This is a genomic window from Pseudomonas fluorescens (assembly GCF_018614655.1).
Lineage (GTDB): Bacteria > Pseudomonadota > Gammaproteobacteria > Pseudomonadales > Pseudomonadaceae > Aquipseudomonas > Aquipseudomonas fluorescens_BX.
The window spans coordinates 1-23,241 of record NZ_JAGGOG010000014.1 but is presented as its reverse complement, the minus strand read 5'-3'; the positions used below and the strand labels follow the sequence as shown (position 1 = coordinate 23,241).

Annotated in this window: 25 protein-coding genes, 1 tRNA gene and 1 pseudogene; 21 read left to right on the top strand and 6 right to left on the bottom strand. The window is 56.2% G+C overall.

Annotated features, from left to right (window positions below; translation table 11 throughout):
* Together J7E41_RS13985 and J7E41_RS13980 are read right to left on the bottom strand one after the other, a co-directional pair.
* Positions 1-252 carry a DUF1654 domain-containing protein gene (locus tag J7E41_RS13985; protein WP_214994180.1) on the bottom strand — a complete coding sequence of 84 codons (252 nt, stop codon included), beginning with the start codon at positions 250-252 and terminating at the stop codon, positions 1-3.
* A 231-nt stretch (positions 253-483) separates the two neighbouring features.
* A complete protein-coding gene (locus J7E41_RS13980; RefSeq protein ID WP_214993699.1) occupies positions 484-1,572 on the bottom strand; it encodes an asparaginase in 1,089 nt (362 codons plus the stop codon).
* A gap of 565 nt (positions 1,573-2,137) precedes the next feature.
* On the opposite strand from J7E41_RS13980, the gene J7E41_RS13975 reads away from it, so the two are divergent.
* From J7E41_RS13975 to J7E41_RS13945, 7 genes are read left to right on the top strand one after another with little or no spacing between them, the layout of a single operon-like run.
* The gene (locus tag J7E41_RS13975) at positions 2,138-3,097 is read left to right on the top strand and encodes a sugar ABC transporter substrate-binding protein (RefSeq protein WP_214993697.1); all 960 of its coding nucleotides are present in this window, start codon (positions 2,138-2,140) and stop codon (positions 3,095-3,097) included.
* A gap of 58 nt (positions 3,098-3,155) precedes the next feature.
* Positions 3,156-4,709, top strand: coding sequence for a sugar ABC transporter ATP-binding protein (locus J7E41_RS13970; RefSeq protein WP_214993695.1), 1,554 nt, complete (start codon positions 3,156-3,158; stop codon positions 4,707-4,709).
* On the top strand, positions 4,706-5,683 hold the full coding sequence (locus tag J7E41_RS13965; protein ID WP_214993693.1) for an ABC transporter permease: 978 nt from the start codon (positions 4,706-4,708) through the stop codon (positions 5,681-5,683). Before J7E41_RS13970 ends, J7E41_RS13965 begins: the two co-directional genes overlap by 4 nt.
* 3 nt (positions 5,684-5,686) lie before the next feature.
* On the top strand, positions 5,687-6,709 hold the full coding sequence (locus tag J7E41_RS13960; protein ID WP_214993691.1) for a LacI family DNA-binding transcriptional regulator: 1,023 nt from the start codon (positions 5,687-5,689) through the stop codon (positions 6,707-6,709).
* 23 nt (positions 6,710-6,732) lie between these two features.
* Positions 6,733-7,650, top strand: coding sequence for a ribokinase (rbsK, locus tag J7E41_RS13955; RefSeq protein ID WP_214993690.1), 918 nt, complete (start codon positions 6,733-6,735; stop codon positions 7,648-7,650).
* The gene (gene rbsD / locus J7E41_RS13950; RefSeq protein WP_214993689.1) at positions 7,647-8,051 is read left to right on the top strand and encodes a D-ribose pyranase; all 405 of its coding nucleotides are present in this window, start codon (positions 7,647-7,649) and stop codon (positions 8,049-8,051) included. Before rbsK ends, rbsD begins: the two co-directional genes overlap by 4 nt.
* 26 nt (positions 8,052-8,077) lie before the next feature.
* Positions 8,078-9,106 (top strand): nucleoside hydrolase, encoded by a 1,029-nt coding sequence (locus J7E41_RS13945; RefSeq protein ID WP_169355417.1) that lies wholly within the window; start codon positions 8,078-8,080, stop codon positions 9,104-9,106.
* A 33-nt stretch (positions 9,107-9,139) separates the two neighbouring features.
* On the opposite strand, the gene J7E41_RS13940 is transcribed toward J7E41_RS13945, so the two are convergent.
* Positions 9,140-9,352, bottom strand: a complete 213-nt coding sequence (locus J7E41_RS13940) for a hypothetical protein (RefSeq protein WP_214993688.1) — start codon at positions 9,350-9,352, stop codon at positions 9,140-9,142.
* Between the two features lie 138 nt (positions 9,353-9,490).
* Here J7E41_RS13940 and J7E41_RS13935 point away from each other — a divergent pair, with 138 nt between their 5' ends.
* Entirely contained in the window at positions 9,491-9,796 is a 306-nt protein-coding gene (locus tag J7E41_RS13935; protein WP_214993687.1) for a hypothetical protein, read from the top strand.
* A 145-nt stretch (positions 9,797-9,941) separates the two neighbouring features.
* Positions 9,942-10,262 (top strand): I78 family peptidase inhibitor, encoded by a 321-nt coding sequence (locus J7E41_RS13930; RefSeq protein WP_169355415.1) that lies wholly within the window; start codon positions 9,942-9,944, stop codon positions 10,260-10,262.
* A gap of 73 nt (positions 10,263-10,335) precedes the next feature.
* Here J7E41_RS13930 and J7E41_RS13925 read toward each other — a convergent pair whose 3' ends face one another.
* Positions 10,336-10,548, bottom strand: a complete 213-nt coding sequence (locus J7E41_RS13925; protein ID WP_007905882.1) for a cold-shock protein — start codon at positions 10,546-10,548, stop codon at positions 10,336-10,338.
* A 289-nt stretch (positions 10,549-10,837) separates the two neighbouring features.
* Complete coding sequence (locus J7E41_RS13920; protein ID WP_214993686.1) at positions 10,838-11,149, bottom strand: hypothetical protein; 312 nt, start codon at positions 11,147-11,149, stop codon at positions 10,838-10,840.
* Positions 11,150-11,518: 369 nt separating this feature from the next.
* Here J7E41_RS13920 and thrS point away from each other — a divergent pair, with 369 nt between their 5' ends.
* From thrS to J7E41_RS13870, 10 genes and pseudogenes are all read left to right on the top strand, one after another.
* A complete protein-coding gene (gene thrS / locus J7E41_RS13915; RefSeq protein WP_169355413.1) occupies positions 11,519-13,441 on the top strand; it encodes a threonine--tRNA ligase in 1,923 nt (640 codons plus the stop codon).
* On the top strand, positions 13,441-13,992 hold the full coding sequence (gene infC / locus J7E41_RS13910; protein WP_015884933.1) for a translation initiation factor IF-3: 552 nt from the start codon (positions 13,441-13,443) through the stop codon (positions 13,990-13,992). Before thrS ends, infC begins: the two co-directional genes overlap by 1 nt.
* A 59-nt stretch (positions 13,993-14,051) precedes the next feature.
* Positions 14,052-14,246, top strand: coding sequence for a 50S ribosomal protein L35 (rpmI, locus tag J7E41_RS13905; RefSeq protein WP_002553160.1), 195 nt, complete (start codon positions 14,052-14,054; stop codon positions 14,244-14,246).
* Between the two features lie 28 nt (positions 14,247-14,274).
* Positions 14,275-14,631 carry a 50S ribosomal protein L20 gene (rplT, locus tag J7E41_RS13900; protein ID WP_003219940.1) on the top strand — a complete coding sequence of 119 codons (357 nt, stop codon included), beginning with the start codon at positions 14,275-14,277 and terminating at the stop codon, positions 14,629-14,631.
* A gap of 109 nt (positions 14,632-14,740) precedes the next feature.
* Positions 14,741-15,757, top strand: a complete 1,017-nt coding sequence (gene pheS / locus J7E41_RS13895) for a phenylalanine--tRNA ligase subunit alpha (protein ID WP_214993684.1) — start codon at positions 14,741-14,743, stop codon at positions 15,755-15,757.
* Between the two features lie 26 nt (positions 15,758-15,783).
* Positions 15,784-18,162 carry a phenylalanine--tRNA ligase subunit beta gene (gene pheT / locus J7E41_RS13890; protein WP_214993683.1) on the top strand — a complete coding sequence of 793 codons (2,379 nt, stop codon included), beginning with the start codon at positions 15,784-15,786 and terminating at the stop codon, positions 18,160-18,162.
* A 3-nt stretch (positions 18,163-18,165) separates the two neighbouring features.
* Positions 18,166-18,468 carry an integration host factor subunit alpha gene (ihfA, locus tag J7E41_RS13885; protein WP_002553164.1) on the top strand — a complete coding sequence of 101 codons (303 nt, stop codon included), beginning with the start codon at positions 18,166-18,168 and terminating at the stop codon, positions 18,466-18,468.
* A complete protein-coding gene (locus tag J7E41_RS13880) occupies positions 18,449-18,805 on the top strand; it encodes a MerR family transcriptional regulator (RefSeq protein WP_093414414.1) in 357 nt (118 codons plus the stop codon). The genes ihfA and J7E41_RS13880 overlap by 20 nt, the downstream gene beginning before the upstream one ends.
* 90 nt (positions 18,806-18,895) lie before the next feature.
* A tRNA-Pro gene (locus tag J7E41_RS13875) sits at positions 18,896-18,972 on the top strand.
* Positions 18,973-19,356: 384 nt separating this feature from the next.
* A pseudogene (locus tag J7E41_RS13870) lies at positions 19,357-19,916 on the top strand (transposase); the annotation flags it as partial.
* Positions 19,917-20,671: 755 nt separating this feature from the next.
* Here the strand turns inward: J7E41_RS13870 and J7E41_RS13865 are convergent.
* A complete protein-coding gene (locus J7E41_RS13865; protein WP_214993682.1) occupies positions 20,672-21,211 on the bottom strand; it encodes a polysaccharide deacetylase family protein in 540 nt (179 codons plus the stop codon).
* A gap of 798 nt (positions 21,212-22,009) precedes the next feature.
* Here J7E41_RS13865 and J7E41_RS13860 point away from each other — a divergent pair.
* The gene (locus J7E41_RS13860; protein ID WP_214993681.1) at positions 22,010-22,564 is read left to right on the top strand and encodes an RNA polymerase sigma factor; all 555 of its coding nucleotides are present in this window, start codon (positions 22,010-22,012) and stop codon (positions 22,562-22,564) included.
* Complete coding sequence (locus tag J7E41_RS13855) at positions 22,561-23,094, top strand: GNAT family N-acetyltransferase (RefSeq protein WP_214993680.1); 534 nt, start codon at positions 22,561-22,563, stop codon at positions 23,092-23,094. The genes J7E41_RS13860 and J7E41_RS13855 overlap by 4 nt, the downstream gene beginning before the upstream one ends.
* Positions 23,095-23,241: the final 147 nt, after the last annotated feature.

The window sequence follows — 23,241 nt, the reverse complement described above, 5'->3', positions numbered from 1 at the left end:
TCAATCTTCCTTCGGCACAACCCAGAAAACTTGAACGCCACCGTCATCGCGATAGGCGAGCGTTACGTTGTCGTTTTCCGCAATCTCTTCCAGCAGGCGCTCCCATTCATCCACCGGCTCATCCGGCAAACGGAAGATCAAGGCTGCCTTGGCTTTTTGGGCGTTGGTCGAATTGATGATTTTTTGCACGCGAATCGCGAGGCGTTCATAGGCATCAGGCGGGGTCGGTGCTGCTGAGGAAGGCTTTGCCACGGAGTGATCCTTATTAAGCTGTACGAACATACAGTATTTTACTGTAGGTAAATTCGCAACTGCTTAAAATCCAAGAAGATCCCTTTGACCGTGATTTATTTGTTTTTATGCAGAAGGGCTTTGTTTTTTAAAGATTTTTTGTAGGGGAGGGTGGAGCGGGGAGGGAGACCCACTCGCGGTGTACCGCGAGTGGGTGATGGCCCGGTCATCAAGATCAGGCCGAGAGCGGGATCAATACTCCCAGAACATCCGTTGCAGCTCTTTGCTGTCCTGGGTCTTGGTCAGGGCGACCATCGCCAGGATACGAGCTTTCTGTGGGTTCAGGTCGTGAGCCACAACCCAGTCATATTTGTCGTCAGGCTGTTCAGCGTTACGCAGAACGAAACCGCCGGCATTGACGTGGGAAGAACGAATGATCTGTACGCCCTCCTTGCGCAGTTCCTGCAGGGCTGGCACGACTTTGGAAGATACCGAACCGTTACCGGTACCGGCGTGGATGATGGCTTTGGCGCCGGCTTGGGCCAGGGCCTTGTAGGCGGTGTCGCTTACGTTGCCATAGGAGTAGGCGATTTCGACGTCTGGCAGACTTTTGATGGTCTTGATGTCGAATTCCGAACTCATGGTGTGGCGCTTGGCTGGGAGACGGAACCAGTAGGATTTGCCTTCAACTACCATGCCCAGTGGGCCCCATGGGCTTTTGAACGCTTCGGTCTTGATGTTGATCATTTTGCTGACATCGCGACCCGACTGGATCTCGTCGTTCATGGTCACCAGTACGCCTTTGCCGCGAGCGTCTTTGCTGCCGGCGACTGCCACCGCGTTGTACAGGTTGAGCATGCCGTCAGCCGACATGGCGGTGCCAGGGCGCATGGAGCCGACCACGACGATTGGTTTGTCGGTTTTTTCCACCAGGTTGAGGAAGTACGCGGTTTCTTCCAGGGTGTCGGTGCCGTGAGTGATCACGATGCCGTCCACGTCGTTGCTGTCGGCCAGTTCGGCGACGCGACGACCCAGTTGCAGGAGGTTTTCGTTGGTGATGCTTTCGGAGGCGATTTGCAGCACTTGCTCGCCACGAACGTTGGCGATCTGGCTCAGCTCGGGAACGCCGGCGATCAGTTGTTCGATGCCGACCTTGGCGGCCTGGTAGGTCGCACTGTTAGCCGCACTGGCGCCTGCGCCGGCGATGGTGCCGCCGGTGGCCAGGATGACGACGTTGGACAGTTTGGTCTTGGTTTCAACTTCTTTTGCCTGAACGGCAACAGGGAACAGCAGCAGGAGGGCCAACGCGCCCGGAACAAAGGTCTTGAGTGCAGATTTCATTATTTTTCTCTCTAGTTTTGGATGAGTGCTGATGCAGGTTCATCTAGAAACACCCGGGCAGCTCTGAACGCCACAAGGTGCTGTGTAAGAGCAGGATTTGTACCAGTGGTATTCTGTTTGTTAATTAGATTTAACTTATTGATTTACATCTACTTTTATCTGTATTTATCGAAGGTCGTGGCGTTTTTTGTCCGGCTTTCCGAACAAAGTGCAGCCTTCGCGTTCGGTTGTCCGAAAAAGAGCAGGGGAAAGGGTCGAAGCTGCAGGTTGTAAATGAACGGCCGTCTGTCATTTCAAGGAACGGTCGAATGCCGGAAATGTTTAACGTCATTCGCGGCAGGCTGTAGGGCTCGACGCAGAGCGGGCTCAGATAAAGGCTTTTTCTTACGTTGACAAATCTCGACAAGCTTCGCATAGTTTGATCAACGCAAACGTTTGCGAGATGTTTCACGGATTGCTCCATGAGTATCGTGAAAGCTCGTATCAGCCTCCCGGGTGGGACGGCCGCCGAGGCGTTTCTCGGTGCAAGCGTTGCTCACAATAATCATAAGATCGGAGTGAACCCATGAAGCTGCCATTCGCTGGACGTCTTCTTGCTGTCGCTGTGCTTGCTGCCGCATCCGCTGCCCTGCCTATCTCCTCTGCATTTGCTGCTGACACCGCCGCCAAACCCAAGGTCGGCCTGGTCATGAAATCCCTTGCCAACGAATTCTTCGTCACCATGCAAGACGGTGCCAAGGCCTACCAGAAAGCCCATTCCGCTGATTTCGACATGATCACCAACGGTATCAAGAACGAGACCGATACCTCGGCCCAGATTGATATCGTCAACCAGATGATCCTGTCCAAGGTTGACGCGATCGTCATTGCTCCAGCCGATTCGAAAGCGTTGGTCACGGTCCTGAAGAAAGCCTCCGATAAAGGCATCAAGATCGTTAACATCGACAACCGTCTCGACGTCGATGTGCTGAAAAGCAAATCCCTGGATATTCCGTTCGTAGGCCCTGACAACCGCAAGGGCGCTCGCCTGGTGGGTGAATACCTGGCCAAGCAACTCAAGGCCGGTGACGAGGTTGGCATCATTGAAGGTGTGTCGACCACTACCAACGCCCAGCAACGTACTGCCGGTTTCAAAGATGCGATGGATGCTGCGGGCATGAAGATCGTTTCCACGCAATCCGGTGAGTGGGAAATCGACAAGGGCAATGCGATTTCCGCCGCAATGCTCCAGGCAAACCCGAACATCAAGGCGCTGTTGGCCGGTAACGACAACATGGCGCTGGGCGCTGTCTCCGCCGTGCGTGGCGCTGGTAAGGCGGGCAAAGTGCTCGTGGTTGGCTATGACAACATCGAGGCCATCAAGCCCATGCTGCAGGACGGTCGTGTCCTGGCAACAGCCGACCAGGCCGCGGCTCAGCAAGCGGTTTTTGGTATCCAGAATGCTCTGAAGCTGGTCAAGGGTGAAAAAGTCGATGCTGTGGATGGCATGATCGAAACCCCGGTCGAACTCATCCTCAAGAAGTAATCCCTGGCTACACAAAACAGCGTCCGCTCATCCGGAGCGGACGCCTGGAGACTTTCGTATGTCATCTTGCGCACCGAACGCTGTCCTCTCGGTCAGCGGTATCGGCAAGACCTATGCCCAACCGGTTCTTTCCGACATCACCCTGACGCTTAATCGCGGGGAAGTGTTGGCGCTCACCGGCGAGAACGGCGCGGGGAAAAGCACGCTGTCGAAGATCATCGGTGGCCTAGTCACACCGACCACCGGGCAGATGCAGTTCAATGGCCAGGCTTACACGCCGGGCAGTCGGACCCACGCTGAGCAGCAGGGCATCCGTATGGTTATGCAGGAGCTCAACCTGCTGCCGACCTTGACCGTCGCAGAGAACCTGTTCCTGCACAACCTGCCCAGCCGCGGTGGCTGGATCAGCCGCAAGCAACTGCGTAAGGCCGCTATTGAAGCCATGGCCCAAGTCGGCCTGGACGCCATCGACCCAGACACCCTGGTGGGCAGTCTGGGCATCGGCCATCAACAAATGGTCGAGATTGCCCGCAATCTGATTGGCGACTGCCATGTACTGATCCTCGACGAACCCACGGCGATGCTGACTGCCCGTGAAGTCGAGATGCTGTTTGAGCAAATCACTCGCCTGCAGGCTCGGGGCGTGGCGATTATCTATATTTCCCACCGGCTGGAAGAGCTGGCCCGTGTCGCGCAACGCATTGCTGTATTGCGTGACGGCAACCTGGTCTGTGTCGAGCCGATGGCCAATTACAACAGTGAGCAGTTGGTCACGCTGATGGTTGGCCGCGAACTGGGCGAAAAAATTGACCTGGGGCCGCGCACCATCGGCGCACCGCTGTTGACGGTAAAGGGCCTGACCCGCTCGGACAAGGTCCGCGATGTGTCCTTTGAAGTGCGTGCCGGCGAAATTTACGGAATCTCCGGCCTGATCGGTGCCGGCCGTACCGAGTTGCTGCGGCTGATCTTTGGTGCTGACCTGGCCGACAGCGGCAGCGTGGCCCTCGGCTCGCCGGCCCAGGTCGTGAGCATTCGCTCGCCGGTGGATGCGGTCGGTCACGGCATCGCCCTGATCACCGAAGACCGCAAGGGCGAAGGCCTGCTGTTGACCCAATCGATCAGCGCCAATATCGCCTTGGGCAATATGCCGAAGGTTTCCAGCGCGGGCCTGGTGAATGGTCGCGACGAAACCGCCTTGGCCAAGCGCCAGGTCGACGCCATGCGTATCCGCAGTTCCAGCCCGTCACAGTTGGTGTCCGAGTTGTCAGGCGGCAATCAGCAGAAAGTGGTAATTGGCCGTTGGCTGGAGCGCGATTGCGCGGTGATGTTGTTCGATGAGCCAACCCGCGGCATCGACGTCGGCGCCAAATTCGATATTTATGCCTTGCTGGGTGACTTGACTCGCCAGGGTAAAGCGCTGGTGGTGGTGTCCAGCGACCTGCGTGAATTGATGTTGATCTGTGACCGGATCGGCGTGCTGTCCGCCGGGCGCCTGATCGAGACCTTCGAGCGCGATAGCTGGACCCAGGACGAATTGCTCGCCGCCGCGTTTGCCGGCTATCAGAAACGTGATGCGTTGCTCAACGAAGCAGCGCCTAGGAATACCCCATGAAAACTGTATCTTCTGCCGCGAAACGTAGTGGCAACTTCTATGGCCTGGGTACTTACCTGGGCTTGGCCGGTGCGTTGCTGGCGATGATTGCGCTGTTCTCGTTCCTGAGTGACCACTTCCTGTCCTATGACACCTTCAGCACCCTGGCCAACCAGATTCCAGACCTGATGGTGCTGGCGGTGGGCATGACGTTCGTCCTGATCATCGGCGGCATCGACTTGTCGGTGGGTTCAGTCCTGGCCCTGGCGGCATCTGCTGTCAGTGTGGCGATCCTCGGTTGGGGCTGGAGCGTATTGCCGGCTGCGCTGTTGGGCATGGGCTGTGCGGCGTTGGCCGGCACCATCACCGGTTCCATCACTGTGGCCTGGCGTATCCCGTCGTTTATCGTCTCCCTGGGCGTGCTGGAAATGGCTCGCGGTGTGGCGTACCAGATGACCGGCTCGCGTACCGCGTATATCGGTGACTCCTTTGCCTGGCTGTCCAACCCGGTGGCCTTCGGTATTTCGCCCTCGTTCATCATCGCCTTGCTGGTGATCATCGTTGCCCAGCTGGTGTTGACCCGCACCGTGTTCGGTCGCTACCTGATCGGTATCGGTACCAACGAGGAGGCGGTGCGTCTGGCGGGGATCAATCCCAAGCCCTACAAGGTTTTGGTGTTCAGCCTGATGGGGCTGCTGGCCGGTGTCGCGGCACTGTTCCAGATATCCCGTCTTGAAGCGGCGGATCCAAATGCCGGTTCCGGCCTGGAACTGCAAGTGATCGCGGCGGTGGTGATTGGCGGTACCAGCCTGATGGGCGGCCGTGGCTCGGTCATCAGCACCTTCTTCGGCGTGCTGATTATCTCGGTATTGGCGGCAGGGCTTGCGCAGATTGGCGCGACCGAGCCGACCAAACGCATCATCACCGGCGCAGTGATCGTGATCGCGGTGGTGCTGGATACCTACCGCAGCCAGCGCGCCAGTCGGCGGGCCTGAATCATGGCAACCATCAAGGATGTGGCGGCGCTCGCGGGAATTTCCTACACCACCGTGTCCCATGTGGTGAACAAGACCCGTCCGGTCAGCGAGCCTGTGCGGATCAAGGTCGAAGCGGCCATCAAGCAGCTTGACTATGTCCCCAGCGCGGTCGCCCGCTCGCTGAAGGCCAAGACCACCGCCACCATCGGCTTGCTGGTACCCAACAGCCTCAACCCGTATTTCGCGGAGTTAGCCCGGGGTATCGAGGATTATTGCGAGCGTAACGGCTATTGCGTGATCCTCTGCAACTCCGACGACAATGCTGAAAAGCAGCGTAGCTATTTAAGGGTGCTGCTGGAGAAACGTATCGATGGTTTGATCGTGACGTCGGTAGGCGGTGATGACAGCGGCCTGGCCTCCGGCCTGAAAGCCGTGCGCACGCCCATGGTCATCGTCGACCGGGCGCTGGATGGCATTGATGTCGACCTGGTGCGTATCGATCACGAGTACGGCGCCTATCTGGCGACCCGGCATTTGCTGGAGCTGGGCCATCGCGATATCGCCTGCATTGGCGGGCCAGGCCATACCCGTGTGGCGCAAATGCGTCTGGCGGGGTACCACCGTGCTTTGAGCGAGGCAGGGGTTGAAGTGGATGGCAGTCGCGTACTGGAAAGTGACTTCACCAGTACCGGCGGCTACGCAGCGGCTGCACAACTGTTGTCGAACAACCCTCCCAGTGCGATTTTCGCCGGTAACGACATGATCGGCTTCGGTGTGTTGCGGGCCGCTGCCGAGCGCAACATCCGCGTACCCGGCGAGCTGTCGGTGATCGGCTTTGACGACATTCAAATGAGCCGTTATGTCTACCCGGCCCTGACCACGGTAGGCCAGTCGATCCTGCAACTGGGGGAGACGGCGGCGGAGCTTTTACTGCGACGGATTGCGACACCCCAATTGCCGATCGATCAACGCATCGTGACGCCGAGCATTATTTTGCGTGAGTCGACAGCGCCATTGGCCGGTGTCTTCGCCCAATACCGCTGAACCGAATTGATGAGTACTGATGTATGCCAGCAAAAGTAGTGGTAGTAGGCAGTCTGAACATGGACCTGGTCACCCGGGCCAGTCGTCTGCCCCGCGCCGGTGAAACCCTGATGGGCCAATCCTTTTCCACGGTTCCGGGCGGCAAGGGCGCCAACCAGGCGGTTGCGTCGGCACGCCTGGGTGCAAGCGTTTCCATGGTCGGTTGCGTGGGCACCGATGCCTACGGCGTCCAACTGCGGGAGGCCCTGCTGGTTGAGGGCATTGATTGCCAGGCTGTCAGTGAAGTGGAGGGTTCCAGCGGCGTGGCGCTGATTGTGGTGGATGACAGCAGCCAGAATGCGATTGTTATCGTCGCCGGCAGCAATGGCCAACTGACGCCAGCCTCATTGCAGGCATTCGATAACGTGTTGCAGGCGGGCGACGTGATTGTCTGCCAGCTCGAAGTGCCGATGGACACCGTAGGCCACACCCTCAAGCGCGGTCGTGAACTGGGCAAGACTGTGATCCTCAATCCCGCGCCTGCCAGCGGCCCGCTGCCCGCCGAGTGGTATGCGTCGATCGACTACCTGATTCCCAATGAAAGCGAGGCGTCGGCCTTGAGTGGCGTGGTGGTCGACTCCCTGGACACAGCCAAGATTGCCGCCACTCGTCTGATCAAGGCCGGTGCGGGCAAAGTGATTATTACCCTCGGTGCTGAAGGTGCGTTGTTCGCGGACGGGCAGGGCTTCGAGCATCTCGTGGCGCCCAAGGTCAAGGCCGTGGATACGACGGCTGCCGGTGACACCTTCGTCGGTGGCTTTGCAGCGGCGTTGGCCAACGGTAAAAGCGAAGCAGAGGCCATCCGTTTTGGTCAGGTTGCCGCGGCGTTGTCGGTGACACGCGCCGGCGCGCAACCCTCCATTCCCACGTTGCACGACGTTCAAGGTTTTGTTCTCTCATGAAAAAGACTCCCTTGCTCAATATCGCCTTGTCGCGGCTGATCGCGTCCCTTGGCCACGGTGACATTCTGGTAATCGGTGATGCCGGTCTTCCAGTGCCGCCGGGTGTCGAATTGATCGACCTGGCGCTGACAAAGGGTATTCCCGACTTCATCAGCACCCTGCGCATCGTGCTCAGTGAGATGCAGGTGGAAAGCCACGTACTGGCCGAAGAAATCCTGCTCAAGCAACCGCCTGCACTGCTCGATCTTGATGCGCTGAATGAGCAGGCGGCCCTCGGCGAGCGTCGCTTGCTCAGCCATGAAGCATTCAAGCAGCTCAGTCACAAGGCCCGGGCGGTGGTGCGTACGGGCGAGTGTCAGCCCTACTGCAATATCGCGCTGGTCTCCGGCGTAACGTTCTAGAATTCCCCCAAGACAAGGAGTGCGTCATGCAACGTGGTACCCCAACCCTGCGACAACTGTTTCGGAGTGTGCTGCTTTTGTCCGTGCTAACTGCTGCAAGCGCCCAGGCGGCGGAAAAAATCGACCTGATCATCGATACCGATCCGGGTGCCGACGATGTGGTTGCCCTGCTGTTCGCCATGGCTTCCCCTGAAGAGTTGAACATTCGTGCGCTGACCACGGTTGCCGGCAACGTGCGCCTGGACAAGACTTCCCGCAATGCGCGTCTGGCGCGCGAGTGGGCAGGGCGCCCGGAAATTCCTGTGTATGCCGGTGCGCCGAAGCCGATGTTGCGCACACCGATCTACGCCGAGAATATTCACGGCAAGGAAGGTATTTCCGGTGTCACCGTACATGAGCCCAAAGAGGGGCTGGCCGAGGGCAATGCGGTTGATTACCTGATCAAAACCCTGAGCACTGCCAAACCCCATAGCATCACCATCGCCATGCTCGGTCCGCAGACCAACCTGGCCCTGGCACTCACCCAGGCACCTGAAATCACCCAAGGCATCAAGGAAGTGGTGGTGATGGGCGGTGCGCATTTCAACGGCGGTAATATTACGCCGGTGGCCGAGTTCAACCTGTTCGCCGACCCGATTGCGGCCGAGGTCGTGCTCAAGAGTGGCGTCAAGCTGACCTATCTGCCCCTCGACGTGACCCATAAGGTGCTGACCAGTGACGCGCGCCTGAAGAAGATCGCGGCGTTGAACAACAACGCGAGCAAGGTGGTTGGCGACATTCTTAACGAATACGTCAAAGGCGACATGGAGCATTACGGCATCCCAGGCGGCCCGGTACACGACGCTACCGTGATTGCCTACCTGCTCAAGCCTGCGTTGTTCAGCGGGCGTGAAGTCAACGTGGTAGTGGACAGCCGTGAAGGCCCGACCTTTGGCCAGACTATCGTCGATTGGTACGACGGCCTGAAACAGCCGAAGAACGCGTTCTGGGTTGAAAACGGCGATGCCCAAGGTTTCTTCGATCTGTTGACCGAGCGTCTTGCACGCCTGAAGTAAATCACTTGCCGGTCGGCGTTCGCTGGCCGGGTCTTATTCGCGCTCGGGGTCTTGTGCCCCCATGTGATCGGCCGGGTATTTTTCGAATACCTGGCCGATAAAGGCTTGCGCCGCCTGGGTCCCCAGCTCCTTGACCAGCAGGTCTATGCCAATGATCGCCAACTCTTCAGGAGTGCCAGGGCTGTAGGAACCTTGCCCTTGGGGCCACTTGGCTTTGATGTCGGCATGGATGGTTACGGTGGTCATAGGTGTCTCGCCAGTCTGGGTTGGGCAATGTCTAGCCTGTCGAGTTAACCATTTTGCAAGGTGTTTGGCACTGCTACTTAGGCATGTCGGGAGGGCTGTGCGACACTGTTGGCCTGTTTAATTACCAGGACAAGCCGCGTGCAGATCGATTTGAACAACCCCGAGAACCTGACACTGGACGCTGTTCGTCAGATGCTTGCGTCTGCCAGCGACAACGCTCACACGCAATTGCGGGTCACCAAAGATGGCATTGCCTACATCTCATCGGGTGTCGTGGGGGGCGTTGATATCGACGGGCTGCTGTTTCGCCTGGAGACCTGGGCGGCCGGTTCCGGTTACGTCGGCAACGTGGCGGCCAGCGATGAAGTGTGGGTGATGCAGATTTTCAATGCGCTGAAGCAGAACTGGCCAAAGCCGCCGTTTGACTACATCGACGTCTACTAGCGCACATTCATATCTGGTGACGATTGATTCGCAAAGACCTGGCGTTCAGTCAGGCAGACTTGTCGCGAGTTGGTTACATTTCTGAAACCTATCCTCGAAATTGCTGTCGCACGAACTCTGTCCATTTTTCTCAAAAGGAGGCTCCATGCCTTGGAAGCTCGCATCATTCGGTACCTTGTTCGCTGCACTCGTTTTGGCGGGCTGTAGCACCCCGGGTACCTCTGAGCCGGCCAAAGATGCTGCGGTGGCCGATTCAGGTCATAGCCGTTGCGAGGCGAAGGCTGCCGAGTTCACGATCGGTCAGAAAGCGTCGCCCCAGTTGCTGGAGCAGGCCCGTACTCGCGCCGGCGCGCAGAATGCACGGATTCTCAAGCCCAACGATATGATCACCCTGGAATACCGCTCCGATCGCTTGAACCTCAACGCTGACGACAACCTGGTGATCACCCGCGTCAACTGTGGCTGATTGCTCACAACTTTTGCAGCGCCCATAAAAAACCCCGTCACATGGACGGGGTTTTTTTAGTTCAGCTCAGAAATTACTCTGCGCGAACCTGTGCAGCTTGCATACCCTTTTGGCCTTTCTCAGCCACGAAGGAAACGGTTTGGCCTTCTTTCAGGCTTTTGAAACCGTCGCTTTCGATAGCTTTGAAGTGTACGAACAGGTCGTCACCGCCACCTTGAGGAGTGATGAAGCCGAAGCCTTTTTCATCGTTGAACCATTTAACGGTGCCGGTTTGGCGATTAGACATGGTGTATCTCCAAGAAACATATATTTTCAGTAGTACTGTGCTGCTCAGGCCAACTGGGCACACCGGGGTATCATAGTCGAAATGTTCGGCTTGGGAGCCCCCCCAAGGCATTGTTTGCTAATCAATGGCGTTGTGCTTCGTGCCTTGTGTGGCTGAAAGCCCCGATTTACGGGGCTTTTGAGCGAAATATCAGTTGGTAAAAAAAGCCGTAAAAGCTGTGTAATTTGTGAGAATTGGCAGTTTTTAGGGCGTTTTTCGGGCAAATCACCCAGTTGATTTGTGGCGAATCTTACTTTTTCTTCACGACTTTGCAGGACGAAATAGCCGCGACTGCTTTGTTTTTAAGCTCCGGGCTGGCGTTCTGGTTGGTCATGAGTTCCTTTATCTCGGCAGTGCTCAATTCGGCATTGATCTTGTCAGCGCCGCATTCACAATGGGCTTTGGCCGTTTTGGCATCAACGTTCTGGCTGGCTGCCGAGCTGCAGTCTTGAACAAAACTGTCCCGGGCGCCAGCAGGCCAGTTGGATGGCGCTGCTGCTTGTGCGCCCAGCGGAAGGAGAAGTGCCAGGGAAGCGGCGGCGAGTAGGGAGTTAAGACGCATAGTTGAATGCTCCTTGGGTCGTTAGGACGGAATGCAATTCTCGTTGTCTTTGAGGCCCTGCGTACAGTTCAAGTTCACTCCGCCTCATAAAAGCCTGAAATTTGCCTTTATCAGCGGACGAGGCCAGCGCGATGACCGTTCATCTGTGCTAGCATCTGCCGCTTGGCTATTTTCAGGCGTGCCATTTGCCGCCAGCCACGATCTTTTTGTTCAACTCCAGTCACTCTGGTTCGATTATCGGTTGGCCGAAAGGCTCCTGCCGCTGTAAGGCAGGCGTTCATCAGTGAACGGCCTGGTATTGGATCTTGTACTGGCTCATCCCAACCCACGTGACCTTTGGTAGGGGTCACCACTAGGAGAGGAGGCGCCATGCCAACTATTACTCTTCCCGACGGCAGTCAACGTTCATTCGATCATTCGGTTTCCGTAGCCGAGGTCGCCGCATCCATTGGTGCAGGCCTGGCCAAGGCCACCGTGGCCGGCAAGGTCGACGGCAAGCTGGTTGACGCCAGCGACCTGATCACCTCTGACGCCAGCCTGCAAATCATCACGCCCAAGGATCAAGAGGGGCTGGAGATCATTCGCCACTCTTGTGCGCACCTGATTGGCCACGCGGTCAAGCAGCTGTACCCAACGGCGAAGATGGTCATCGGTCCGGTCATCGACGACGGTTTCTATTACGACATCGCCTACGAGCGTCCCTTCACTCCGGACGACCTGGCGGCCATCGAACAGCGCATGCACGCGTTGATCGAGAAAGATTACGACGTCATCAAGAAGGTCACTCCGCGTGCCGAAGTGATCGACGTGTTCACCGCGCGCGGCGAAGACTACAAGCTGCGCCTGGTGGAAGACATGCCGGACGAGCAGGCCATGGGCCTGTACTACCACGAAGAATACGTCGACATGTGCCGTGGCCCGCACGTGCCGAATACACGCTTCCTGAAATCCTTCAAGCTGACCAAGCTGTCCGGTGCTTATTGGCGCGGCGACGCGAAAAACGAGCAACTGCAGCGGATCTACGGCACTGCCTGGGCTGACAAGAAGCAGCTGGCAGCCTACATCCAGCGTATCGAAGAAGCCGAAAAACGCGACCACCGCAAGATCGGCAAGCGCCTGAACCTGTTCCACCTCCAGGAAGAAGCGCCGGGTATGGTGTTCTGGCACCCGAACGGCTGGACCCTGTATCAGGTGCTTGAGCAGTACATGCGCAAAGTTCAGCGCGACAACGGTTACCTGGAGATCAAGACTCCCCAGGTCGTTGACCGCAGCCTGTGGGAGAAATCCGGGCACTGGGCCAACTACGCCGACAACATGTTCACCACTCAGTCGGAAAACCGCGACTACGCCATCAAGCCGATGAACTGCCCGTGCCACGTCCAGGTGTTCAACCAGGGCCTGAAGAGCTACCGCGAGCTGCCGATGCGTCTGGCCGAGTTCGGTGCCTGCCACCGTAACGAGCCGTCGGGTGCACTGCACGGCATCATGCGCGTGCGTGGCTTTACCCAGGACGACGCCCACATCTTCTGCACCGAAGAGCAGATGCAGGCTGAATCCGCAGCGTTCATCAAGCTGACCATGGACGTCTATCGTGATTTCGGCTTTACCGAAGTCGAAATGAAGTTGTCCACTCGTCCGGAAAAACGCGTTGGTTCCGACGAGCTGTGGGATCGCGCTGAATCTGCACTGGCCGCCGCCCTAGATAGCGCGGGCCTTGCGTACGATCTGCAGCCGGGTGAGGGGGCCTTCTACGGTCCGAAGATCGAGTTCTCGCTGAAAGATTGTCTTGGCCGTGTCTGGCAATGTGGTACTTTGCAGCTCGATTTTAACCTGCCGATCCGTTTGGGAGCCGAATACGTCTCCGAAGACAACAGTCGCAAGCACCCGGTTATGCTGCACCGGGCGATCCTTGGATCCTTCGAACGATTTGTCGGAATCCTGATCGAGCACTACGAGGGTGCGTTCCCTGCGTGGCTGGCTCCGACCCAGGCAGTGATCATGAATATCACTGATAAACAGGCAGATTTTGCCGCTGAAGTTGAAAAAACTCTCAATGAAAGCGGATTTCGTGCCAAGTCTGACTTGAGAAATGAAAAGATCGGCTTTAAAATCCGCGAGCATACTTTGCTCAAGGTTCCCTATCTTTTGGTTATCGGAGATCGGGAAGTCGAGATGCAGACTGTCGCTGTGCGTACTCGTGAAGGTGCTGACCTGGGCTCGATGCCCGTCGCCCAGTTCGCTGAGTTCCTCGCGCAAGCGGTTTCCCGGCGTGGTCGCCCAGATTCGGAGTAATTATTATTAAGCGTGAAATGAGACAAGATAAACGAGCTGCACCGAAAGCCCCGATCAACGAGAATATCTCGGCACGCGAGGTTCGGTTAATTGGCGCTGACGGCGAGCAGATTGGCATCGTCTCGATTGATGAAGCGCTTCGTATTGCTGAAGAGTCCAAATTGGACCTGGTGGAAATCTCCGCCGACGCAATCCCACCCGTTTGCCGGGTGATGGACTACGGCAAGTCGATCTTCGAGAAGAAGAAGCAGGTTGCCGCAGCGAAGAAGAACCAGAAGCAGATTCAAGTAAAAGAAATCAAGTTTCGTCCAGGGACGGAGGAAGGGGATTACCAGGTAAAACTGCGCAACCTGGTACGTTTCCTGAGTGATGGGGACAGGGCCAAGGTATCCTTGCGATTCCGCGGCCGTGAGATGGCCCACCAGGAGCTGGGGATGGAACTCCTCAAGCGGGTTGAAGCTGACCTGCTCGAGTACGGTTCGGTCGAACAGCATCCTAAGATGGAAGGACGCCAGCTTATTATGGTCATCGCCCCGAAAAAGAAGAAGTAATCAATAGGGCACGGCAGGCCTTCTGATTATGTTTATCAACTGAATGCGGAGTACCGAACATGCCAAAGATGAAAACTAAAAGTGGTGCTGCTAAGCGGTTTCTGAAAACTGCTAACGGCATCAAGCACAAGCACGCTTTCAAGAGCCACATCCTGACTAAAATGTCGACCAAGCGTAAGCGTCAACTGCGCGGTAGCAGCTTGCTGCATCCGTCTGACGTGGCAAAAGTCGAGCGCATGCTGCGCCTTCGTTAATTTTAGTCAAGAATAGAGGAAGTAACTCATGGCTCGTGTAAAGCGTGGCGTCATGGCGCGTAAGCGCCACAAAAAAATTCTGAAACTTGCTAAAGGTTACTACGGCGCGCGTTCACGCGTATTCCGTGTTGCCAAGCAAGCGGTTATCAAGGCTGGCCAATACGCCTACCGTGACCGTCGTCAGAAAAAACGTCAGTTCCGCGCTCTGTGGATCGCTCGTATCAATGCTGGTGCACGTGTTAACGGTCTGTCCTACAGCCGTTTCATTGCTGGCCTGAAAAAAGCGTCCATCGAGATCGACCGTAAGGTTCTGGCTGATCTGGCAGTGAACGAAAAAGCGGCGTTTGCTGCGATTGTCGAGAAAGCTAAAGCCACCTTGGCTTAAGTACCCCCGACAGTCACCTCGGGCCGCTTCCGTGGCCCAAGGTGTTAAACGTCTTAAATAGGGGAAGAGCCTTCAAGCTCTTCCCCTATTTTGTATCTGGAGTCTGTACATGGAAAACCTGGATGCGCTGGTCTCTCAAGCACTAGAGGCTGTGCAAAGCGCAGAAGATATCAATGCCCTGGAGCAAATCCGGGTTCACTACCTTGGCAAAAAGGGTGAATTGACTCAGGTGATGAAGACCCTGGGGAATTTGCCGGCAGAAGAGCGCCCGCAAGTCGGTGCGCTGATCAACGTTGCCAAGGAGCGTGTCACAGAGGTTCTCAATGCGCGCAAGGCGTTGTTCGAGGAGGGCGATCTTGCGGCCAAGCTCGCCGCCGAGTCCATTGACGTGACCCTGCCTGGCCGCGGCCAGACCTCAGGCGGTCTGCATCCGGTTACCCGGACTCTGGAACGTATCGAGCAGTTCTTCACCCACATCGGCTACGGCATCGCCGAAGGCCCTGAGGTCGAAGACGACTATCACAACTTCGAGGCGCTCAACATCCCAGGCCATCACCCGGCCCGTTCGATGCATGACACCTTCTATTTCAATGCGAACATGCTGTTGCGCACCCATACCTCGCCGGTACAGGTCCGCACCATGGAATCGCAGCAGCCGCCGATCCGCATCGTCTGCCCAGGCCGTGTGTACCGTAGCGACTCCGATATCACCCACTCGCCGATGTTCCACCAGGTCGAAGGCCTGCTGGTTGATCGCGACATCAATTTCGCCGACCTCAAAGGGACCATCGAAGAGTTCCTGCGGGTGTTCTTCGAAAAAGAACTGGCGGTGCGTTTCCGCCCTTCGTACTTCCCGTTCACCGAGCCGTCCGCTGAAGTCGACATGGAATGCGTGATGTGCAGCGGTAAAGGTTGCCGGGTCTGCAAGCAGACCGGTTGGTTGGAAGTCATGGGTTGCGGCATGGTTCACCCCAACGTGCTGCGTATGTCCGGGATCGACCCGGAAGAGTTCTCGGGCTTTGCCTTCGGCATGGGCGTTGAGCGTCTGGCCATGCTGCGTTACGGCGTGAACGACTTGCGTCTGTTCTTCGACAACGACTTGCGGTTCCTCGCGCAATTTCGCTAGTCGTAACGAACCTTTAGGAGAGCAGGATGAAATTCAGTGAACAATGGCTGCGTGGCTGGGTAAGCCCGCAGGTAAATCGCGACGAGCTGGTTGCTCGTTTGTCGATGGCCGGTCTTGAGGTCGATAGCGTTACGCCGGCCGCCGGTGTTTTCAGTGGCGTGGTAGTCGGCGAGGTGCTAAGCGCTGAGCAGCACCCGGATGCTGACAAATTGCGTGTGTGCCAGGTCAGTAATGGTGCGCAGACTTTCCAGGTCGTGTGCGGAGCGCCGAACGTGCGCCCGGGCCTGAAAATTCCGTTCGCCATGATCGGTGCCGAACTGCCGGGCGACTTCAAGATCAAGAAAGCCAAGCTGCGGGGCGTCGAGTCCAACGGCATGCTGTGCTCCCAGGCCGAACTGCAGATCGGTGAAGGCAACGACGGCCTCATGGAACTGCCGGCCGACGCGCCAGTGGGTCAGGACATCCGTGTCTATCTGGACCTGGAAGACGCCAGCATCGAGGTCGACCTGACCCCGAACCGCGGCGACTGCCTGTCCCTGGCCGGCCTGGCCCGTGAAGTGGGCGCGCTGTACGCAGCGACCGTCACGCGTCCGGTGGTAGCGGCAGTGCCTGCGGTCCACGACGAAGTTCGTTCGATCGAAGTGCTCGCTCCGGCTGCCTGCCCACGATACCTGGGCCGGGTCATCCGTAACGTCGACCTGTCCAAGCCAACACCGCTGTGGATGGTTGAGCGCCTGCGCCGTGCCGAAGTACGCAGCATCGACGCCGCTGTCGACATCACCAACTACGTGATGCTGGAGCTGGGCCAACCGCTGCACGCATTTGATCTCGCCGAAATCAACGGTGGCATCCGCGTACGCATGGCCGAGGAGGGCGAGAAGCTGGTCCTGCTGGATGGCCAGGAAGTTACCCTGCGCAGCGACACCCTGGTGATCGCCGACCACTCCCGCGCGCTGGCGATTGCCGGTGTAATGGGTGGCGAGCACAGCGGCGTATCCGCGACCACACGTGACATATTCCTCGAAAGCGCTTTCTTCGACCAGATCGCCGTTGCTGGCAAGGCCCGCTCCTACGGCCTGCACACCGACGCCTCGCACCGCTACGAGCGTGGCGTGGACTGGCAACTGGCCCGTGAAGCCATGGAGCGCGCCACTGGCTTGCTGCTGGAAATCACCGGTGGCGAAGCCGGCCCGATCATCGAGACCGTCAGCGAGCAATACCTGCCGTCGATTGCCCCGATCACCCTGCGTGCCCAGCGTGTTGAGCAAATGCTCGGTCTGGTCATTGAACCCGCTGAAATCGAGCGTCTGCTGTCGGCTCTCGGCCTGGGCATCAGCGCTGATGGGGCAGGGCAGTGGCGCGTAGAAGTGCCAAGCCATCGTTTCGACATCAGCCTCGAAGTCGACCTGATCGAAGAGCTGGCCCGCCTGTACGGCTACAACCGCCTGCCGGTTCGCTACCCGCAAGCCCGCCTGGCACCGCAGCCCAAGGCCGAAGCTCGGGCGCATCTGCCTGAACTGCGTCGCCTGCTGGTAGCCCGTGGTTATCAGGAGGCAGTGACCTACAGCTTCATCGATCCGAAGCAGTTCGAACTGTTCAACCCGGGTGTTGAGCCGCTGTTGCTGGCCAATCCGATCTCCAACGACATGGCGGCCATGCGTTCGTCCCTGTGGCCAGGTCTGGTGAAAGCGCTTTCCCATAACCTGAACCGTCAGCAAGACCGCGTGCGCATGTTCGAAAGTGGCCTGCGGTTTGTCGGTCAGTTGGAAGGCCTGAAGCAAGAGCCGATGCTGGCTGGCGTGGTTTGCGGTAGTCGCCTGCCGGAAGGCTGGGCGCAAGGTCGCGATGTCGTGGACTTCTTCGACGTCAAGGCTGATGTGGAAGCGGTGCTGGGCTTTGCCGGTGCACTGGATGCATTCACTTTTGCTCCGGGCAGCCACCCAGCGTTGCACCCGGGCCAGACCGCACGTATCGAGCGGGACGGTCGTCTGGTGGGCTTCGTCGGCGCCATCCACCCTGAATTGTCGAAAACCCTCGGCCTCGACCGTCCGGTCTTTGTTTTTGAGCTAGTCTTGGCTGAAGTCGCCTCGGGCAAAATGCCTAAATTCAGCGAGTTGTCGCGTTTCCCTGAAGTGCGACGTGACTTGGCCTTGATTGCAGATCGTGAGGTGGCGGCCAGTGCTGTTCTGGACGTAATCCGTGAAAATGCAGGGGAATGGCTGACGGACCTCAGGCTATTTGACGTCTATCAGGGTAAAGGCATTGATCCGCATAGAAAAAGCCTTGCAGTTGGCTTGACCTGGCAGCATCCATCGCGCACTCTTAATGACGATGAGGTGAATACTACGACGCAAAATATCCTCACCTCGCTCGAACAAAGGTTGAACGCCACGTTAAGGAAGTGACGTATGGGGGCTTTGACGAAAGCTGAGATGGCGGAACGTCTGTATGAAGAGCTGGGCCTGAACAAGCGCGAGGCCAAGGAATTGGTTGAGCTGTTCTTTGAAGAAATCAGGCACGCTCTTGAAGACAACGAACAGGTCAAGTTATCCGGTTTCGGTAACTTTGACCTGCGGGACAAACGCCAGCGGCCTGGCCGCAATCCAAAAACGGGAGAAGAAATCCCGATCACGGCTCGCCGTGTGGTCACCTTTCGTCCAGGGCAGAAGTTGAAGGCCCGAGTTGAGGCTTATGCTGGAACCAAGTCATAACGACGAACTACCCGTCATCCCGGGCAAACGCTACTTCACCATTGGTGAAGTCAGCGAGCTGTGTGCGGTAAAACCGCACGTGCTGCGCTATTGGGAGCAGGAGTTTCCTCAACTCAACCCCGTCAAACGCACCGGGAACCGTCGGTATTATCAGCGCCAGGATGTGCTGATGATCCGACAGATCCGTGCGTTGCTGTACGACCAGGGGTTCACCATCAGCGGCGCGCGCCTGCGTTTGTCCGGTGATGAAGCCAAAGACGACACCACCCAATACAAGCAACTGATCCGCCAGATGATCTCCGAATTGGAAGATGTGCTGGTGGTTTTGAAGAAGTAATTCCGGCTTTTAAAATACTTCCACATTTCAAAAGCTTGCGGTATATTCCTGATCGCTTCGTTACGAAGCGAACCCAGTTTCACGCCTAGTCGGGGCGTAGCGCAGTCCGGTAGCGCACTAGCATGGGGTGCTAGGGGTCGAGTGTTCGAATCACTCCGTCCCGACCATATAATTTTAGGAAATCCAGTCACTTAGTGGTGACTGGATTTTTTATGGTTTACCGTTTTTCCGGAGTACTGATTTTTGCCCCACTTTTTGCCCCACCGAGAATTTTTTCCAAATTTTGGCGTGTGCCGTTAGGCACAACCGGATGAGCGGTGGAGAGTCGCTCGGAACCTTAACCTAGTCGCTTGAGAGGTTAGGTAATTCACCTGCTGAAAGAAAAGACTTGGATCTGAACCGCGTTCCTGTCGTAGAAACCATGGCCGACTGTTTAAACAGAATCGGCCGACTCTCGTCCGTTGAATCGGCAGAGATCGACCCAGAGTGTGTAAAAACGCCTCCGCAACCCCTTGCTATGATTTCTGAGGATTACATCGCAGGGATTGCCCATGAAGCGCTTTATTCAAGGCGAACACCGAGGTCAAAGCACGTTACTTCCCGAAAGCCTCGACGACTATGTCAGAGATACCAATCCGGTTCGTGTAATCGATGTCTTTGTCGACGAACTTGACCTGGGCAAGCCGGGATTTGAAAGCATCATTCCCGCCGATACTGGCCGACCTGCTTACCACCCCGCGATCCTGCTGAAAATCTACATTTACGGCTACCTCAACCGCATTCAATCAAGCCGGCGCTTGGAGCGAGAAGCCCAGCGCAACATCGAGTTGATGTGGCTGACTGGTCGCTTGAGGCCGGACTTCAAAACCATCGCCAATTTCCGCAAAGACAACGGCAAGGCCATCCGCGGTGTGTGTCGTCAATTTGTGGTGCTGTGCCAACAATTGGGGTTGTTTTCCGAGGCGCCCGTTGCTATCGACGGCAGCAAGTTCAAAGGGTCAACAATCGGGATCGGAACTTCACCAGCTCCAAGCTTCGACGGCTAATGGAGGAAATTGAGTCCAATATCAATCACTATCTGACAGCACTTGTGTTGTCGCCAGCGCAGGATTGATCCAGATGCCGAAATTTCACTGACCCAGGCTCTGACCTTGTAAGCCATTGCCAGTGCTTGATTTTTGCCATTGGTGTTGGGTCATTGTGGCATCGGCCACTGGGTCAATTCGGCGTCAGCGCCAACAGTCTAAACAACTATCAGCGGGCTTGGACATCCGGTGGCCGGCGTCGTCGGTGTCGTGGCGTGCTCGAAACGATCCCGGTCAGACAACGTGTGCAGACAACGTAGTGAATTATGCGGGTTTGCGGGCTGCTGATGGCCTGCGCCAGTTCAGGAGCGCTTCGTTCATCCTTACCCGCACCCGCGGCGTCAGAAGCGCCAAAACGGATAACAAAGCGGCTGGCGAATGAGCGCGAGCGGATGACGGCCTGGCCGCGAACGAACCGTCTGGGTTTCGGCTTTTTCCACGATCTTGGTGGATGCCTGCGCCACACAGCGAAGCAGCAGGTCGCCCCCTGACTTGTAAAACCACGAGACACCCTCTGCGGTCGACGCTGAATGGTTCCTCGCTGGCAGGGCCAACCCGACTCAGTTTTCGATCGCAGGTATGATTAACGCCAACCCTGGGTAGATCCTGTCGGGATGATCGATGATCGATCGGTTGGCATCGAAGATCAGTTGCCACTGACGGGCGTCGTTTGTAAAACTCTCTGGCGATCCTGGATAACGTATCGGCCTTGATAACGGTGTACAGGGTTTCTTGATAGATGGGTGGCAAGGTCAATGTCGACGGGGAGGCAAGCGTGAAGTCACCTAACGTGTTGATTTTTTGAACTAATAGATTCATGTTTTCCGCCGTGGTCAGATGGATGTCGTGTATCAGTACGATCGCATCTTTTTTGCGCGTTGATCTGATCCATACCGTGTTGGATCCAACCATTGGGCTTGTATTCGGGACTCCAATCCTGGGTATCGACACTCCACAATACTTGGCGATAGCCTATTTCAGCGATCACCTTATCGACAAAGACATCGTGGGCGCCATAAGGCGGGCGCATAATTGCATCGTGTGGTAGGAACACGTCCAACACGGCTTGCGTTTTTTCAATTTGCTCAATAATGGTTTCTCTGGTTGGACCCACCAGCCTGAGATGATCGTAAGTATGACTGCCGCTACAGTGTCCCTCGGCAAGCATGCGTTGGATTCGAACACGGTTGGCGGCGATTCGATTGCCAACGACAAAAGATGTCGCGTGTATATTAAATTTTGCCAGGGTGTCGAGCACAACTTTCGTGCTGCCCACACGAGGGGCATCATCAAACGTCAACCAAACTTTGCGTGCATACATGTTGCTAAGTCCTTTTTGGGGTATGGAAAAATTATCGACATCTTAGCCTTCGATGATCAGTGTGTTTCTTCTTGCGTCTTAGTTGATGGCGATCTTAGTAGGTAATGAATGCACTCTGTGTTCAAACCGTTTAACTCGGTAACATGTTGCAAGTTTTTTCACGGACGAGAGTTGCCATGTCCGCCAGACAGACAGGTCTGTCAGGGCTTGATTGCTCCTGGCCGTACACGGTTATCGCCCGTCATCCCGCGCTTGACGATACGTTGAATGGGGGTAGTAAGGGCAATGTGCTAACCGCCTTGGCCGTTTTGCTGGACTGCCTATTTATTTGATGTACAGGTTGATGACGGCCGCCCCGTCAGGGACGAAAGTTAATCATGATGTGCATTGGTCTGAATGGATTATGCTTCACTTGCATTTGGGGGAGCGGTCACAGTTTAAGCCCAGTGATTTTATGAAATCAGCTGCGTGGTCTCGAACATTTCGGCTGGCCATCTATTGGCGAATGATGGCCATGTTGTTGCGCCATGTCGCCGTGCACAAGTCACGTCGTCGGGGTTTGATGATGTTCGCTGCAACGTGATTGGGTTCTGTGCGGCGTTCAAGTGATGTCGGTATTTCGATATTGTGCAAAAAATGGCATGGCTGCAGGTGGTGAATTGCAAGAAAGGTTGTTTAATGTCTGGGGCATTATTAAATTAATGCACGATTTCAAACGGTTATGTTTGCTTTGCTTCTGGCACGGTTGGTGCTGAATCTCAGGGCCGAGATTACAACCACTGTTCGAGGTGTTTAAACATGAGTACTGTGCGTTTGGAAGGCAATCCGTTGGCAGGTAACGATGTGAAGTTTGACCTGGGAGAGGTGTCCCTCTGTTTCGACAAACGACTGCGTTATTTTATTTGCAAGAGAGTGTCCAAGCCCGAGGACATCGAGGACCTGATGCAGTCGACCTATCTCGAAGCTTTGCGTAATCTGGATAAGTTTCGTTGGGATTCAAGGCCTGAGACTTGGTTGTTTGGGATTGCCAATAATTTGGTGAATAATCATATTAGAAGCCAATATCGTAAGCCGCTGGAACTGGATATAAATGATTGGGGCGAGCAGCTCAGCTGCGATAATGATCCATCCGATTTGAGTGAGCACCAAAGACTGTTAACGCTGACGTTACAGGCCATTACTGGGTTGTCGGTGGACATGCAGGCCGTGGTGTACCTGATCGTTGATTCCGATATGGGGTATAAGGAAGCGGCTTCCTGTTTGGGGGTGCCTGTCGGCACTGTTCGGTCACGACTGGCCCGGGCGCGAACGCAATTGAAAAAACAGCTCTTTAAAGAGGAGTTAAATGTATGAGCGGAGAAGACCTCGTGTGTTCTGAGCCTTGGCCGTCTGGATTGCGCCCAGCGACGGATTTCGACTTACCAGTGATGTTGGCTATTTTTAACGAAACGGCTGAAACGGGTGCCAACTCTCCGGTCATAACGCCTGCAACGCTGGAGCAGATGAGATTTTACATTAATTTTTATAAAAAGGATGGAATGCCTGTTTACGTTCTTGAACTTGGAGGAGAGGTCGTAGGGTGGCTGTCCGTTAATCGATTTAGCTGGGGGACCCAGGCCACGGGCTTGACGGGAGAAATTTCAGTTTACGTACGCGCTGAAAATGTGGGTCGAGGGATTGGCGCAAGCCTGTGTCAAGCTGCCGTGGATCTTGCCCGTGATCACGGTATGGAAACGGTAGTGGCCTGGATTATGAGGGAGAACGTGGTGAGTCAAAAAATGGTTCAATCCCGGGGGTTCACACTGTGGGCCCGATTACCCAACATTGCGCGGTTCGCGGAGCGGCGCACTGATGTAATGTTATTTGGTCGGTCGCTGGACTGACTATGACCCTGGCACGGTCGGCAATTAGCCAGGTACTGTCCATCTGGTCAGTGCCTGGCACATACGGTAGTTTGAGTGCGTTTGCCAGATTTTTACCCGCGAGGTGCTTTATATGAAACGAATCACTAGTGTCCTGAGTTAAAAGTT